13 protein-coding genes are annotated in these 14,124 nt (G+C 60.8%); 4 read left to right on the top strand and 9 right to left on the bottom strand.

Annotated features, from left to right (window positions below; all coding sequences use genetic code 11):
• Nucleotides 1-82 precede the first annotated feature (82 nt).
• From ilvD to BT199_RS20470, 3 genes are all read right to left on the bottom strand, one after another.
• Nucleotides 83-1,924 carry a dihydroxy-acid dehydratase gene (gene ilvD, locus BT199_RS20460; RefSeq protein ID WP_072435366.1) on the bottom strand — a complete coding sequence of 614 codons (1,842 nt, stop codon included), beginning with the start codon at nt 1,922-1,924 and terminating at the stop codon, nt 83-85.
• Nucleotides 1,925-2,153: 229 nt separating this feature from the next.
• A complete protein-coding gene (locus BT199_RS20465; protein WP_072435367.1) occupies nt 2,154-3,344 on the bottom strand; it encodes an MFS transporter in 1,191 nt (396 codons plus the stop codon).
• 125 nt (nt 3,345-3,469) lie between these two features.
• Nucleotides 3,470-4,666: a class I SAM-dependent rRNA methyltransferase gene (locus tag BT199_RS20470; protein WP_005792302.1), complete on the bottom strand. Its 1,197-nt coding sequence runs from the start codon at nt 4,664-4,666 to the stop codon at nt 3,470-3,472.
• Between the two features lie 277 nt (nt 4,667-4,943).
• Here BT199_RS20470 and BT199_RS20475 point away from each other — a divergent pair, with 277 nt between their 5' ends.
• On the top strand, nt 4,944-5,756 hold the full coding sequence (locus BT199_RS20475) for an HDOD domain-containing protein (protein ID WP_172832678.1): 813 nt from the start codon (nt 4,944-4,946) through the stop codon (nt 5,754-5,756).
• 21 nt (nt 5,757-5,777) lie between these two features.
• Nucleotides 5,778-6,590 (top strand): bifunctional DNA-formamidopyrimidine glycosylase/DNA-(apurinic or apyrimidinic site) lyase, encoded by an 813-nt coding sequence (gene mutM, locus BT199_RS20480; protein WP_003195148.1) that lies wholly within the window; start codon nt 5,778-5,780, stop codon nt 6,588-6,590.
• 123 nt (nt 6,591-6,713) lie between these two features.
• Here the strand turns inward: mutM and BT199_RS20485 are convergent, their stop codons facing one another.
• From BT199_RS20485 to BT199_RS20505, 5 genes are all read right to left on the bottom strand, one after another.
• Complete coding sequence (locus BT199_RS20485) at nt 6,714-6,965, bottom strand: YfhL family 4Fe-4S dicluster ferredoxin (protein WP_003195146.1); 252 nt, start codon at nt 6,963-6,965, stop codon at nt 6,714-6,716.
• A 102-nt stretch (nt 6,966-7,067) separates the two neighbouring features.
• Nucleotides 7,068-7,547 carry a pantetheine-phosphate adenylyltransferase gene (gene coaD / locus BT199_RS20490; protein ID WP_003195136.1) on the bottom strand — a complete coding sequence of 160 codons (480 nt, stop codon included), beginning with the start codon at nt 7,545-7,547 and terminating at the stop codon, nt 7,068-7,070.
• Nucleotides 7,548-7,650: 103 nt separating this feature from the next.
• Nucleotides 7,651-9,246, bottom strand: coding sequence for a GMC family oxidoreductase (locus tag BT199_RS20495; protein ID WP_014720347.1), 1,596 nt, complete (start codon nt 9,244-9,246; stop codon nt 7,651-7,653).
• 53 nt (nt 9,247-9,299) lie between these two features.
• Nucleotides 9,300-9,845, bottom strand: coding sequence for a twin-arginine translocation pathway signal protein (locus tag BT199_RS20500; RefSeq protein WP_072435368.1), 546 nt, complete (start codon nt 9,843-9,845; stop codon nt 9,300-9,302).
• Between the two features lie 29 nt (nt 9,846-9,874).
• On the bottom strand, nt 9,875-11,302 hold the full coding sequence (locus BT199_RS20505; RefSeq protein WP_014720345.1) for a coniferyl aldehyde dehydrogenase: 1,428 nt from the start codon (nt 11,300-11,302) through the stop codon (nt 9,875-9,877).
• 145 nt (nt 11,303-11,447) lie between these two features.
• Here BT199_RS20505 and BT199_RS20510 point away from each other — a divergent pair, with 145 nt between their 5' ends.
• Together BT199_RS20510 and BT199_RS20515 are read left to right on the top strand one after the other, a co-directional pair.
• Nucleotides 11,448-12,119, top strand: a complete 672-nt coding sequence (locus BT199_RS20510) for a TetR/AcrR family transcriptional regulator (RefSeq protein WP_005792294.1) — start codon at nt 11,448-11,450, stop codon at nt 12,117-12,119.
• Nucleotides 12,120-12,152: 33 nt separating this feature from the next.
• Nucleotides 12,153-13,007 carry a sulfurtransferase gene (locus BT199_RS20515; protein ID WP_072435369.1) on the top strand — a complete coding sequence of 285 codons (855 nt, stop codon included), beginning with the start codon at nt 12,153-12,155 and terminating at the stop codon, nt 13,005-13,007.
• Between the two features lie 113 nt (nt 13,008-13,120).
• Here BT199_RS20515 and BT199_RS20520 read toward each other — a convergent pair whose 3' ends face one another.
• On the bottom strand, nt 13,121-14,116 hold the full coding sequence (locus tag BT199_RS20520; RefSeq protein WP_072435370.1) for a hydrolase: 996 nt from the start codon (nt 14,114-14,116) through the stop codon (nt 13,121-13,123).
• Between the last annotated feature and the right edge of the window lie 8 nt (nt 14,117-14,124).

Consider the following 14,124-nt stretch of genomic DNA (forward strand, 5'->3'; position numbering starts at 1 on the left):
CACATTTGATCTCCAATGTCTTGGGGAATTTCTGCAGACAAAAAAAGCCCCGCACCTGGCGGGGCTTTTTTATGCGCGGGGCTTACAGGCCGTCGAGCATGGCTTTGTTGCGCACCGCACCCTTGTCGGCGCTGGTGGCCAACAACGCGTAGGCCTTCAACGCGGTGGTGACTTTGCGCGGGCGCTTCTCCACCGGCTTCCAGCCTTTCTTGTCCTGCTCAACCCGGCGTGCTGCCAGTTCTTCATCGTTGATCAACAGGTTGATCGAGCGGTTCGGAATGTCGATCAGCACCTTGTCGCCATCCTGCACCAGGCCAATCGCGCCGCCGGCAGCAGCTTCCGGCGAAGCGTGGCCGATGGACAGGCCCGACGTGCCGCCGGAGAAACGGCCGTCGGTCAGCAGGGCGCAGGCTTTGCCCAGGCCTTTGGATTTCAGATAGGACGTGGGGTAAAGCATCTCCTGCATACCCGGGCCGCCTTTAGGGCCTTCGTAGCGGATGATCACGATATCGCCTTCCTTGACTTCGTCCGCGAGGATGCCGCGTACCGAGCTGTCCTGGCTTTCGTAGATCTTGGCGCGGCCTTCGAAAACGTGGATGGATTCATCCACACCTGCCGTTTTCACCACACAGCCGTCGAGGGCGATGTTGCCGTACAGCACGGCCAGGCCGCCTTCTTGCGAGTAGGCGTGCTCGACACTGCGGATGCAGCCGTTTTCACGGTCGTCGTCCAGGGTGTCCCAGCGGGTCGACTGGCTGAACGCGGTCTGGGTGGGGATACCGGCCGGGCCGGCCTTGAAGAAGGTGTGCACGGCTTCGTCGTCAGTCTGGGTGATGTCCCATTTGGCGATGCCTTCGGCGATGGACTTGCTGTGCACGGTTGGCAGGTCGGTGTGCAGCAGGCCGCCACGGGCCAGGGAGCCGAGGATCGAGAAGATCCCGCCGGCGCGGTGCACGTCTTCCATGTGGTACTTCTGGATGTTCGGCGCGACTTTGCACAGCTGTGGCACGTGACGGGACAAGCGGTCGATGTCGCGCAGGTCGAAGTCGATCTCGGCTTCCTGGGCGGCAGCCAGCAAATGCAGAATGGTGTTGGTGGAACCGCCCATGGCGATGTCCAGGGTCATGGCGTTTTCGAACGCCTTGAAGTTGGCGATATTGCGCGGCAACACCGACTCATCGTTCTCGCCGTAGTAGCGCTTGCACAGCTCGACGATGGTACGGCCGGCCTGCAGGAACAGCTGTTCGCGGTCGCTGTGAGTGGCCAATGTGGAGCCGTTGCCCGGCAAGGCGAGCCCCAGGGCTTCCACCAGGCAGTTCATCGAGTTGGCGGTGAACATGCCGGAGCACGAACCGCAGGTCGGGCAGGCGCTGCGCTCGTATTCGGCGACCTTCTCGTCAGAAGCGCTGGAGTCGGCGGCGATCACCATGGCGTCGACGAGGTCGAGGCCGTGGGAGGCGAGTTTGGTCTTGCCGGCTTCCATCGGCCCGCCGGAGACGAAGATCACCGGGATGTTCAGGCGCAAGGCAGCCATCAACATGCCGGGGGTGATCTTGTCGCAGTTGGAGATGCACACAATGGCGTCGGCGCAGTGGGCGTTGACCATGTACTCCACGGAGTCAGCGATGATCTCGCGGCTCGGCAGGGAATACAGCATGCCGTCATGGCCCATGGCGATGCCGTCGTCCACGGCGATGGTGTTGAATTCTTTAGCCACGCCACCGGCGCGTTCGATCTCGCGGGCGACCAGTTGGCCCAGGTCCTTGAGATGGACATGGCCCGGCACGAACTGGGTGAACGAGTTGGCAATCGCGATGATCGGCTTCTTGAAGTCGTCATCTTTCATCCCCGTGGCACGCCACAGTGCGCGCGCGCCGGCCATGTTGCGGCCGTGGGTGGATGTTTTCGAGCGGTAATCAGGCATTGGAGCACTCCGGGCGGCTAATCAAGTACTAAAGGGGAGTGAGCTTCTAATTGACGACTGGAACACTCAGAAAATGGCCGTGTGTCCGGAAGTTGCCACTCGCGTCGCGGGATCGCCGCGTGCTTGGGCCTCGAGCTCATAAACCCGCCGGGGGATGACTGGCGATGAATAGGGCCGATTCTACACCGCTGGCGGCTGGAGGGAATGGGCGCAACCTTGAAGTTAGCCGCTACAGGACGTGCGGGCGCCGCCGTGCCCATGAGTTCAACGCAAGGGCGGCAAAGCTCAGGATCAGAAAACACAAGCCAAGCGCAGTACTCAACTGGTGGGTAAAGGTGCTGATAAACGCACTGATACAGCCGCCAGCAATGAACAGCACTGCCGCAACGGCGGAAGCTGCGGCTCCCGCATTGTCTGGAAACAGGCTCATGGCCTTGGAGTTGGAAATGGGCCGGGTGATGGTGGTGCCCGCCGTGCAGAGCAGCATGGGCACCAACACTGTCGGGGTTGATAAGCCGAACAGGTAGGCCAACAGCAGCATGACCACGCCAGAGATAGCGATCAGAACCAGCCCGACTGCCATCTGGGTAGCCGCCGCCAGCCGTTTGTGCAGGACGCCGGCACAGAGGCCTCCCACTACGTAGGCGGCGCCGTAGAGAAGCAAGGTCAATGAGTACTCATGGGGTGACAGCTTTAACTGGTCCATGAAAATGAGCGGTGACACAACGATGAATGAGAAATGACAGGCGAAGGTGATCGCGGAGATCGTGGCGTAGCTGGCGAAATGTCTGTTGGCGAAAACCTTGGCGTAGGCCCTGAAAATACCCCGCTCGCTTGGCGCGGTTGGAGGGAAGCCGCCATGCAGTAATCGGTGAGCCATAAACCACGTTGCGGCACAGAGGGCGATAAACGCGTAGAAGCTGGCTTTCCATCCCCAGTGCAATTGCAGCCATGCGCCCAGCATTGGGGAAATCGAGATGAAAATGCCTCCGGCCGTGGCCATTGCTATGCGCAACCGCTCCTGTTCCCTGCCGAAAAAAAGGTCCTGCACCAGCGCTTGGGACAGTATGAAACCACCGCAGCCTATGGCCTGAATGACTCGAAAGAACAGGAATTGGGGCGTGTTTCTGGCGGCCAGACACCCGACTGCACCCAGGATGGCTACTACCATACTGGCCAGGAGTAGCTTCTTGCGACCGATTCTGTCGGACAGCGGGCCGATCAGCAGCATTGAGCAGGAAAATCCAATGGCGAACAGGCTGACGGATCGAGCGATATGGGTGGTCGAGGTATGGAAGTGTTCAGCCAGGGCGGGAAAGGAGGGCAGTACGACGTCAAGGGGGAAGACGCCCAGCAAAGTCATGGTCATCAGCCAGAAAACCAAGAGCGGTTTTTCAGCCTGTGTAATTGCCTTCGACATACGCGAGCCTCGGTTCCATGAGAGGGGCGAGGATCGAGTCTGCGCTACGGAAAGTCAAAGCCTGGGGCAGTACGACATTTCCTAAAAACCTGTAGGAACCCGCAAGTCCCTACAGGGGAACAGCATCAGCTATTGGGTAGCAACCGGCAGGTAATGCTCTTGATGTAGCGCGTCTCGACAATCGCCGGATGCACCGGGTGGTCCGGGCCTTGGCCGCCGCGTTCGAGCATCTGGATGTTGCGGTCCAGATGGCGGGCGCTGGTGAGCAGGATGTTTTGCAGGTCGTCTTCCGGCAGGTGCATGGAGCACGAGGCGCTGACGAGGATGCCGTCTTTGCTGAGCAGGCGCATGGCTTGCTCGTTGAGGCGGCGGTAGGCGCCTTCGCCGTTTTTCATGTCTTTTTTGCGCTTGATGAAGGCCGGTGGGTCGGCGACGATCACGTCGAAGCGCTCTTCGCTGGCTTTCAGTTCTTTCAACGCCTCAAAGACGTCGCCTTCGATGCAGGTCATCTTCTCGGCAAAGCCGTTCAGCGCGGCGTTGCGCTCTACGCCGTCGAGGGCGAAGGCCGAAGCGTCGACGCAGAACACTTCACTGGCGCCAAAGGCTGCAGCTTGCACGCCCCAGCCGCCGATGTAGCTGTACAGGTCCAGTACACGCTTGCCCTTGGCATACGGGGCCAGGCGGGCGCGGTTCATGCGGTGGTCGTAGAACCAGCCGGTTTTCTGGCCCTGGATCACCGGGGCTTCGAACTTGACGCCGTTCTCTTCCAGCGCCACCCACTCCGGCACCAGGCCGAACACGGTTTCGACGTAGCGGTTGAGGCCTTCGGCGTCGCGCGCGGCGGAGTCGTTCTTGAACAGGATGCCGCTGGGCTTGAGCACTTGGGTCAGCGCGGCGATCACATCTTCTTTATGCGCTTCCATGGTCGCCGAGGCGATCTGTACCACCAGGATGTCGCCGAAACGGTCGACCACCAGGCCCGGCAGCAGGTCGGAATCACCGTAGACCAGGCGGTAGAACGGCTTGTCGAACAGGCGGTCACGCAGGGACAGCGCGACGTTGAGGCGGTGCACCAGCAGCGACTTGTCCAGCGGCAACTTGATGTCGCGCGACAGCAGGCGGGCGCAGATCAGGTTGTTCGGGCTCATGGCCACGATGCCCAGGGTCTTGCCGCCGGCCGCTTCCAGGATAGCCTGGTCGCCTGCCTGGAAACCGTGGAGTGGGGTGGCGGCCACGTCGATTTCGTTGCTGTAGACCCACAGGTGGCCGTTGCGCAAACGACGATCGGCGTTGGCTTTGAGACGCAGGCTTGGCAGGGACATGACGTCGCTCCGGAAAAAAGAGCGGGAGTATACCCTTTGCGCACTCTTTCATGTGGGAGCTGGCTTGCCTGCGATGCGGGCGGCGCGGTGTATCAGACGTACGGTGGTGATGCTATCGCAGGCAAGCCAGCTCCCACATTCGATCGGGTTTCACTTGGGTTTTTGGGTGTCGGCCACATCGGCATAAGGGGTAGAATTCGCGCCTAGCCCAGAGTGTGTACTTATGTCCCAAGAGCTTTCCCCCGAGCAGATCCAACAGGCCCTGCAAGGCATCAGCGTGCCGCCTCAACCGCAAATCATGGTGGATTTGCAGATGGAGCAGTACATGCCCGATCCGGACCTGGAAGTGATTGCGCGGCTGATCTCCCAGGACCCGGGCTTGTCCGGCGCGCTGCTCAAGATCGTCAATTCGCCGTATTACGGCCTGAGCAACAAAATCGCTTCGATCCAGCGTGCGGTGAACCTGCTGGGCAGCCGTTCGATCATCAATTTGATCAACGCGCAGTCGATCAAGGGTGAGATGTGCGACGACACCATCGTCACCCTCAACCGCTTCTGGGACACCGCCCAGGATGTGGCCATGACCTGCCTCACCCTGGCCAAGCGCACCGGTTCCCAGGCCGTGGACGAAGCCTATGCCTTGGGCCTGTTCCATGATTGTGGCGTGCCGCTGATGCTCAAGCGCTTTCCCAATTACATGGCGGTGCTGGAAGAGGCCTACGCCAATGCCGCCCCGGATTGCCGCGTGGTCGACACCGAAAACAAAGCGTTCCACACCAACCATGCGGTAGTCGGCTACTACACCGCCAAGTCCTGGCGCCTGCCGGAGCATGTCACCGACGCCATCGCCAATCACCATAACGCCCTGGCGATTTTCAGCGATGAGACGTCGCGCAACCCACAGCTCAAGAACCTGCTGGCCATTTTGAAGATGGCCGAGCATATCTGTTCGTCCTATCGCGTACTGGGCAATCAGCCAGTGGATCATGAGTGGAACGCCATTGGCCATCTGGTGCTGGATTACGTGGGCCTGTCGGACTACGACTTCGAGAGCCTGAAGTTGTCGATCCGCGAACTGGGCGCGCACTGACCCGTCATTCAAGAGGTACATATGCCCGAGTTACCAGAAGTCGAAACCACCCGACGCGGCATTGCCCCGCACTTGGAAGGCCAGCGCGTCAGCCGCGTGGTAGTGCGTGAGCGGCGCCTGCGCTGGCCGATTCCGGAAGACCTGGATGTGCGCCTGTCAGGGCAGCGCATCGTGCTGGTGGAGCGCCGGGCCAAATACCTGTTGATCAATGCCGAAGTGGGCACCTTGATCAGCCACCTGGGCATGTCGGGCAACTTGCGCCTGGTGGAAGTCGGCATGCCCGCGGCCAAGCATGAGCACGTGGATATCGAGCTGGAATCGGGCATGGCCCTGCGCTACACCGACCCGCGGCGCTTCGGTGCGATGCTCTGGAGCCTCGACCCGCACAACCATGAGCTGCTGATGCGGCTGGGGCCGGAGCCGTTGACCGACCTGTTTGATGGCGAGCGCTTGTTCCAGCTGTCTCGCGGTAAGTCCATGGCGGTGAAGCCGTTCATCATGGACAACGCGGTGGTGGTGGGCGTGGGCAATATCTATGCGACCGAGGCGCTGTTTGCAGCTGGGATTGACCCACGCCGCGCCGCCGGGGGTATTTCACGCGGGCGTTATCTGAAGCTGGCGATTGAAATCAAGCGGGTGCTGGCTGCTGCCATCGAGCGGGGCGGCACCACGTTGCGGGACTTTATCGGCGGCGATGGGCAGCCGGGGTATTTCCAGCAGGAACTGTTCGTGTATGGCCGGGGCGGCGAGGCATGCAAGGTCTGCGGCACTGAGCTGCGCAATGTGGTGCTGGGGCAGCGGGCGAGTGTGTTTTGCCCCAGGTGTCAGAGCTGATTGCTGGGTGAAGGCTGATATTGCTATCGCAGGCAAGCCAGCTCCCACATTTGAATGTATTCATATATCCAAGTGTGGGAGCTGGCTTGCCTGCGATGAGGCCCTTAGGGGCAATGAAGAGGTTTAGGCCTTACCGGTAATCTTGCGGTACTTCTCCATCAACTGCTCTTCAGTCTCAGGGTGTGCCTCGTCCAGCGGAATGCAATCCACCGGGCATACCTGCTGGCACTGCGGTTCGTCGTAGTGACCGACGCACTGGGTGCACAGGTTAGGGTCGATCACGTAGATCTCTTCGCCCTGGGAAATGGCGGCGTTCGGGCACTCGGGTTCGCAGACGTCGCAGTTGATGCAATCGTCGGTGATGATCAGGGACATGGAAACTCCTGCCAGGGCACTCTGCCAAGGCATCTGAAAACTAATGCGCGCAATTGTGCCGCATTGGCGCCCGCAGTGCGAGCAGGCACCGACCGAGCAGCCTTACTTCTTGAAGCGCAGCGTCAGCGCATCGGCCACGGCTGGATGCACGAATTTGGTGATATCTCCGCCCAAAGCGGCGATTTCACGAACCAACGTCGAGGAAATGAACGAATAACGCTCCGACGGCGTCAGGAACAGGCTTTCCACGTCCGGCGCCAATTGGCGGTTCATGTTGGCCAGCTGGAATTCGTATTCGAAGTCCGACACCGCACGCAGGCCACGCAGGAACACATTGGCGTTCTGCTCCTTGGCGAAATGCGCCAGCAATGTCGAAAAGCCCACTACTTCCACATTCGGCAGGTGCTTGGTGACCTCTTGCGCCAGCTCCACACGTTGTTCCAGGGGAAACAGCGGGTTTTTCTTGGGGCTGGCCGCGACCGCGATGATCACATGGTCGAACAGGCGAGAGGCGCGTTCGACCAGATCGCCATGGCCTTTGGTAATCGGGTCGAAGGTACCTGGGTACAACACTCGGTTCATCGCGTCGTCCTGGCGGAGTCCGTTGGGGAACCGGATGGTATCGCAGCATTACCGGTGGGCCAAGTCGACTTATGTAGATAGATACCGTGAATACCCTGTCTTTTCATGCCGTTTTCAGACGTTCGGCCAATGCGCTCGCCAGTTGCGCGGTCAGTCCGTACACCGACAATTGCGGGTTGGCGCCAATGCTGGTGGGGAACAGCGAGCCATCGTGGATCGACAGGTTGCGCAACTGATGATGGCGACCCAGGCTGTCGGCAACGGCATTTTTTGGGTCTTCACCCATGGCGCAACCGCCCATCACGTGGGCGCTGCCCAGGGTGGTGCGATGCAGTTCCAGGTTCAGACCGTCGATCACGCTGCGCGCTTCGGCCAAGTTGTTCACAAAGCGCGCGTCGTGATGCAGGGGCTTGACCGATTTGGCCCCCGCCGCGAACTGAATCTCGGCCATGCTGTGGAAGGCCCGGCGCAGGCCGTCCCAGGCGTAGGGCGAGACCTGATAGTCGAGCACTGGGGTGCCGTCACCGCGTAACTCCACCGTGCCGCCTGGGCTGTCGGGGTGAAAGCCGTCGCGCAGCAGGGCGAGCATGGCGTGTGTGTGGGGTAATTGGTTCATGTCCAGGGCGTTCTGGTTGCCATAGCCACCAAACAGGGTGCTCGCCAGGCCTGGATGCAGGGGCGGTGCTTCCAGTTTGTAGGACATTTTTCCGGTAGTGCCGTCCTGCCATTGGAAATGGTCGGAGTAGATGGATTGCGGCGCACCGTAGAAGGGGTTGATCACCTCGTCGAACAGCCCGGCGGAGAAATTGACCAGGTGCAGGAAGGTGCGCTTGCCCAGCCGCGAGTGTGGGTCGGGCGCGTCGGAGCGCATCAGCAGGGCCGGGCTGTTGATGCCGCCGCCCGCCAGCACATAGTGCTTGGCTTTCACGCTGATCTTGCGCCCGGTGGGCGCTACGCAGCGTTCGTCCATGGCCACGCATTCGAGGCTGCTGATGGTGTCGCCGCTGTATTTCAGCCGTTCGGCGCGGGCCAGGTAAAGCAGTTCGCCACCCTTTTCCAGGGTGGACGGGATGGTGGTCACCAGCATTGACTGCTTGGCGTTGACCGGGCAGCCCATGCCGCAATACCCCAGGTTGAAGCAACCGCGCACATTGCGCGGGATCACATGCCAGCTGTAGCCGAGCTTTTCGCAGCCTTTGCGGATCACATCGTTGTTGGCATTCGGCGGCAGCGCCCACGGCGCGATGCCCAGGCGCTGCTCCATTTTTTCGAACCAGGGCGCCATTTCGGCGCTGCTGTGGCCTTTGACCGCATATTCGCTGGCCCAATGCGCGAGGGTAGCGTCAGGGGTGCGAAAGCTGGAGGTCCAGTTGATCAAGGTGGTACCGCCCACGGCCCGGCCCTGCAGGATGGTGATAGCGCCGTCCTTACTCATCCGCCCGATGCCTTCCTGGTAAAGGCTGGCGTAGGCTTCGTCTTCCAGCAGTTTGAAATCACTACTGGTCTTGAGCGGGCCTTCTTCGATCAGCAACACTTTGTAGCCGGCGGCGCTGAGGATTTCAGCCGTGGTACCGCCCCCGGCGCCGCTGCCGATGATGGCGACATCCGCTTCCAGGGTCAGGTCGTTATCCAGGGCGGCGCCATTGTGGGTTTTCCAGCCACGGGCCAGGCCGTCGCGGAACAGATCGGGTACGGGCATAGGTGTGCTCTCTTATTCTTGTAGGAAGATGCAATCTTGGGGGATGGCCCAGGCTAGATCTTCGGCGGGCCGGGGTAGCCGCAATGGGCCCAGGACTCGGGCCGGAAGTACCAGGCCATGATCACTAGCTTGAGCAACGAGCCCTGGCCCATGCGCAGCAGGTTCAGGTAGCTGTTTTCCCAGCGGTGCAGGAAATTGCGGATCTGTTCGCTGCTGGCGTTTTCCCAACTGCCCCAGATACCGGTCAGCGGGCCGCGGGTAATGCCCATGCCCAGTACGTCGAATAATTGCTGGGTGAGCTTGAACATCTCGGGGGACAAGTGCTGCAGGCTGTAATCGAGCTTTTTCAGGGTGTCCTCAATACCTGCAAGCACTTGTTCGGCACTGGCCGCGCCTTCCAGCAGCACCGGGATTACCGCCCGCAAGAATGGCAAGTCGCTGGTGCGCAACATCGCAAAGCCGCTGGCTGGCGTACTGCTGGAGCAACCGCTGAGGCTGGCGCCCAACCCGGCGGTGGCGAGGAAGGCGCTGGCACACAGGCCGATTTTCAAGACGCCGCGCCGTGACAGCGCGGGTGAATCAGTCAGGCTGGTGTTCATTGTTTTTATAGTCCCGAAGGTGGCGGTTATCAGCGGATAAACAGCTTCTGGATCAGCTTCTGGATCGACTTGCCATAAGGCGGGTAGATCAACTTCGCTGCGTTCAGGCGCTGTTTGACCAGCACACCCTTGGCCTTGCTGAACGTCAGGAAACCTTCGTGACCGTGGTAATGGCCCATGCCTGACGGGCCGATGCCACCGAACGGCATATCGTCCTGAGCGACGTGCAGCAAGGTGTCGTTCAGGCACACGCCACCGGAGTGGGTTTCGTGGAGCACCCGCGCTTGTTCGCCTTTGTTGTAGCCGAAGTAATACAAGGCCAGTGGTCGAGGTCGCTGGTTGATGTAGGCAAAGGCTTGGTCAAGGCCGCGATACGGCACGATGGGCAGGAGCGGGCCGAAGATTTCGTCCTGCATCACGGTCATGTCGTCGCTGACATTCAACAGCAGGCTGTGGACCATTCGCCGCGCCTGTCCTTGCTCGTACAGTGGGATCAAAGTGGCGCCTTTGTCGGTGGCGTCCTTGGCGTAGGCATTGAGCCGGGCCAGTTGGCGCTCGTTGATGATGGCGGTGTAGTCCGGGTTGTCGACCAGCGTCGGATAAAACCCGCGCACGGCTTTGGAATAGGCCTCGACAAAGCCTTCCACGCGATCTTCCGGTACTAGCACATAATCTGGCGCCACGCAGGTTTGCCCGGCGTTCAAGGTTTTGCCGAAGGCGATGCGTTCGGCGGCGTCCTTGAGTGGCACATCGGCCGAGACAATGGCTGGCGATTTGCCGCCTAGCTCCAGAGTCACCGGCGTGAGGTTTTCGGCCGCCGCACGCATCACGTGCTTGCCTATGCTGGTAGCGCCGGTGAACAGCAGGTGATCGAAGCGCAACTTGGAAAACGCCATGCCCACGTCAGCTTCGCCCAGCACGACGCACACCAGGTCCTCGGGGAAGATCTTGGCCAGCAACGCCTTGAGCAGCTCACCGGTGGCCGGCGTGGACTCACTGAGCTTGAGCATCACTCGGTTACCGGCCGCCAATGCCCCCACCAACGGGCCGATGGCCAGGTATAGCGGGTAGTTCCACGGCACGATGACGCCGACGACGCCCAATGGCTGGTAAATGACTTTGGCTGAGGCGGGCTGGAAGGCAATGCCTACAGCGCGGCGGGAAGGTTTCATCCAGCCCTTGAGGTGTTTGCTCGCGTAGTGAATGCCATGCAGGCTAGGCATCAATTCGGCAAACAGGGTTTCGTCGGCGCTGCGATGGCTGAAGTCCTGGCTGATCGCATTGATCAGCGCTTGGCGTTCGTCGCTCAGCAGATCCCGCAAAGCCTTGAGCCATTGCTGGCGCTGCCCGGCCGGCGGCATCGGGTTGGCGACGAAGGCGCGGCGTTGGGCGTTGAACAGGTTCTGGAGCTGATCCAGCGCCTGGGAATCTTGCAGGTAGGCAACGTTGGCAGACATGGCGCGGCACCGATTGTTATTGGTCTGCCTGGATTTTTAGAGTCATTGCTCTAAATTGTCAAATAACATTGCAGTAACATCCAGATTTATCCTGGCCGGGTTAGGCCGTAAGATGCCCCATCCCGTGTATAGAAGCTGATCCCCTATGGCACCACGAGTAAAGACCAGCGAGCGCATTGTGCAAACCAGCCTGGAGCTTTTTAACCAGCAGGGCGAGCGCAGTGTCAGTACCAACCACATTGCCGCCCACATGGAAATTTCCCCGGGCAACTTGTACTACCACTTCCCTAACAAGCAGGCGATCATCGCCGTGCTGTTCCGCGAATATGAAGCGCTGGTAGACAGTTTCCTGCGCCCACCACAGGGACGCACGATGGTGGTGGAGGATAAACGCTTTTATCTGCAAGCCGTATTGGCCGGCATGTGGCGTTATCGCTTCCTGCACCGCGACCTCGAACACCTGCTGGAGAGCGACCCGGAACTGGCGACCGGCTACCGGCGGTTTTCCCAGCGTTGCCTGATCCAGGGCGGCGCAATCTACCAAGGCTTTGTCGATGCCGGCATTCTCAATATGGACCCGGTGCAAACCGAAGCCCTGACCCTGAATGCGTGGATCATCCTCACCTCGTGGGTGCGCTTTTTGTGTACCACCAATGAAAAATCCACCCACCTGAGCGCCGAGGCGATCAAGCGCGGGGTGTACCAGGTGCTGGTGCTGGAGGCGGGGTTCGTTACGCCACAGGCTAAAGAGGCGGTGGATGCCTTGTTCAAAGAGTTTTACGTGCCGTTGAATCAGGCACTGGAAGAAGTGAAGTAAGACCTTTCCCCTTTGTATGCACAGGAGTCAGTCATGCCGCTTGCCCAACTGATCAGCCCCCCGCAATTGGCCGAGCGCCAACAGTCGAGCGGGTGGGTGATCCTGGATTGCCGCTTTGCCCTGGAAGACCCGGACTACGGCTTGTGCAGTTACGCCGAAGGGCATATCGAGGGCGCGCAATACGCCGACCTTGAGCGCCACCTGAGCGGCCCGGTGACCAAGGGCGTGACCGGTCGTCATCCTTTGCCGGCGGCGGACACGTTCGCCAGGCAACTGCGGGCCTGGGGCATCAGTGCCGACACCGATGTGGTGCTGTATGACGACGGCCCCGGTGCCTACGCCGCCCGTGCCTGGTGGCTGCTGGCCTGGCTGGGCAAGCGTGATGGCGTGTTTATTCTGGATGGTGGCCTCAAGGCCTGGCATGCCGCCGGTTTCCCCTTGAGCCTGGACGCGCCTGTGGTTGCGCCAGGTACCTTCGACGGTACGCCGGATAATCGTCTGTTGCTGGATGCCGAACACCTGCAAAAACGCCTGGGCCAACCTGGCCTGACCTTGATCGACGCCCGCGCCCAGCCGCGCTTTCGTGGCGAAGTGGAGCCCATCGATCCGATTGCCGGGCATATCCCTGGTGCGCAATGTGCGGCGTTCAGTGAAAACCTGGGCAGTGATGGTCGTTTCTTGCCGGCTGATCAGCTCAAGCAACGCTTTGCCGCGCAGTTGCAAGGGCGCCCGGCTCAGGGGCTGGTGGCGTATTGCGGGTCTGGGGTGACGGCGTGCCATAACCTGTTTGCGTTGAGCCTGGCGGGGTACCCGTTGGGCAAGTTGTATGCGGGGTCGTGGAGTGAGTGGATTACCGATCCAGCCCGGGAGATAGCAACGGGCGACTAAGGCTCGATCTGCAAACCCAATCAAATGTGCGGGCTTGCTCGCGAATGCAGGGTGTCAGTCGATACAGGTGTGACTGATACACCGCATTCGCGAGCAAGCCCGCTCCCACATGTTTAACCGCGTTGTGTCAGTAACCAGGCAGGGATCCGGCGCTCCAGGTAGTAACCAGGGCGCTTCAGCGAACCCTCCACAAACCCCACATGCCCGCCCTTGGCCAGCAACTCGAACTCGGTGCAGGCCGACAGCTCACTGGCGTCAGGCAAGCTGTGCGCAAACACAAACGGATCATCAGCCGCCTGGATAATCAGCGTCGGCGTGCGGATACCGCCCAGGTAATAGCGACTGGAGGCGCGGCGATAGTAATCCTCGGCACTCAAGAAACCATGCAGCGGCGCGGTTACCCGCCCGTCGAAGTCCCAGAATGTGCGCATCTTTTCCAGGGAACCAAGGGCCTCCAGGGTTTTGAGCCCATCCTCACGACCGTCCTGCAGGAACTGGCGTTGCTTGACGCGGATGTACGCCAGCATCTCGCGCATGAAGTGCTTCTGATACACCCGCGAGAACCCCAGGCCGATGCGATCGGCGCATTGATCCAGGCGAAACGGCACCGATACCGCCGCCGCGCCCTGCAGACCCGAGGCCTTGCCGGTTTCCCCCAGATGCTTGAGCAACACATTGCCACCCAGGGAATAACCCACCGCATACAAGGGCGCCAACGGCCGCTTGGCGCGCAGATGAGCAATCGCCGCCGCCAGGTCTTCGCTGGCGCCGGAGTGATAACTGCGAGCCAGCAGGTTGGGCTCGCCCGAGCAGCCGCGCCAGTTCAACGCGGCACTGGCCCAGCCTTGGGCCGCGAGGACTTTTTGCAGGCCGGCCACATAGGGTGAATTGGACGAACCGGTCAGCCCATGCAGCACCAGCACCAAGGGCGCTTGCACGTCATGGGGGCCATGCCAGTCGAGATCGAGGAAGTCGCCATCCTCCAGCCACAGTCGCTCACGCTGACGCTCGATGTGGGTGGTCGGCCGCCACAGCGGCCCCCACAGTGTCTGCAAGTGGGGGTTGCCGAGGCCGAGGGCGGGTTTGAATAAATCGGAAGAGGGGGTCATGAAACTCT

It is taken from the genome of Pseudomonas sp. NFR02 (assembly GCF_900119375.1).
Taxonomy (GTDB): domain Bacteria; phylum Pseudomonadota; class Gammaproteobacteria; order Pseudomonadales; family Pseudomonadaceae; genus Aquipseudomonas; species Aquipseudomonas paracarnis.

What these genes read in the sequence shown, in the direction of transcription:
- ilvD (WP_072435366.1), bottom strand. Translation starts at nt 1,924, where the DNA reads ATGCCTGATTACCGCTCGAAAACATCCACCCACGGCCGCAACATGGCC.
- BT199_RS20465 (WP_072435367.1), bottom strand. Translation starts at nt 3,344, where the DNA reads ATGTCGAAGGCAATTACACAGGCTGAAAAACCGCTCTTGGTTTTCTGG.
- BT199_RS20470 (WP_005792302.1), bottom strand. Translation starts at nt 4,666, where the DNA reads ATGTCCCTGCCAAGCCTGCGTCTCAAAGCCAACGCCGATCGTCGTTTG.
- mutM (WP_003195148.1), top strand. Translation starts at nt 5,778, where the DNA reads ATGCCCGAGTTACCAGAAGTCGAAACCACCCGACGCGGCATTGCCCCG.
- BT199_RS20485 (WP_003195146.1), bottom strand. Translation starts at nt 6,965, where the DNA reads ATGTCCCTGATCATCACCGACGATTGCATCAACTGCGACGTCTGCGAA.
- coaD (WP_003195136.1), bottom strand. Translation starts at nt 7,547, where the DNA reads ATGAACCGAGTGTTGTACCCAGGTACCTTCGACCCGATTACCAAAGGC.
- BT199_RS20495 (WP_014720347.1), bottom strand. Translation starts at nt 9,246, where the DNA reads ATGCCCGTACCCGATCTGTTCCGCGACGGCCTGGCCCGTGGCTGGAAA.
- BT199_RS20500 (WP_072435368.1), bottom strand. Translation starts at nt 9,845, where the DNA reads ATGAACACCAGCCTGACTGATTCACCCGCGCTGTCACGGCGCGGCGTC.
- BT199_RS20505 (WP_014720345.1), bottom strand. Translation starts at nt 11,302, where the DNA reads ATGTCTGCCAACGTTGCCTACCTGCAAGATTCCCAGGCGCTGGATCAG.
- BT199_RS20510 (WP_005792294.1), top strand. Translation starts at nt 11,448, where the DNA reads ATGGCACCACGAGTAAAGACCAGCGAGCGCATTGTGCAAACCAGCCTG.
- BT199_RS20515 (WP_072435369.1), top strand. Translation starts at nt 12,153, where the DNA reads ATGCCGCTTGCCCAACTGATCAGCCCCCCGCAATTGGCCGAGCGCCAA.
- BT199_RS20520 (WP_072435370.1), bottom strand. Translation starts at nt 14,116, where the DNA reads ATGACCCCCTCTTCCGATTTATTCAAACCCGCCCTCGGCCTCGGCAAC.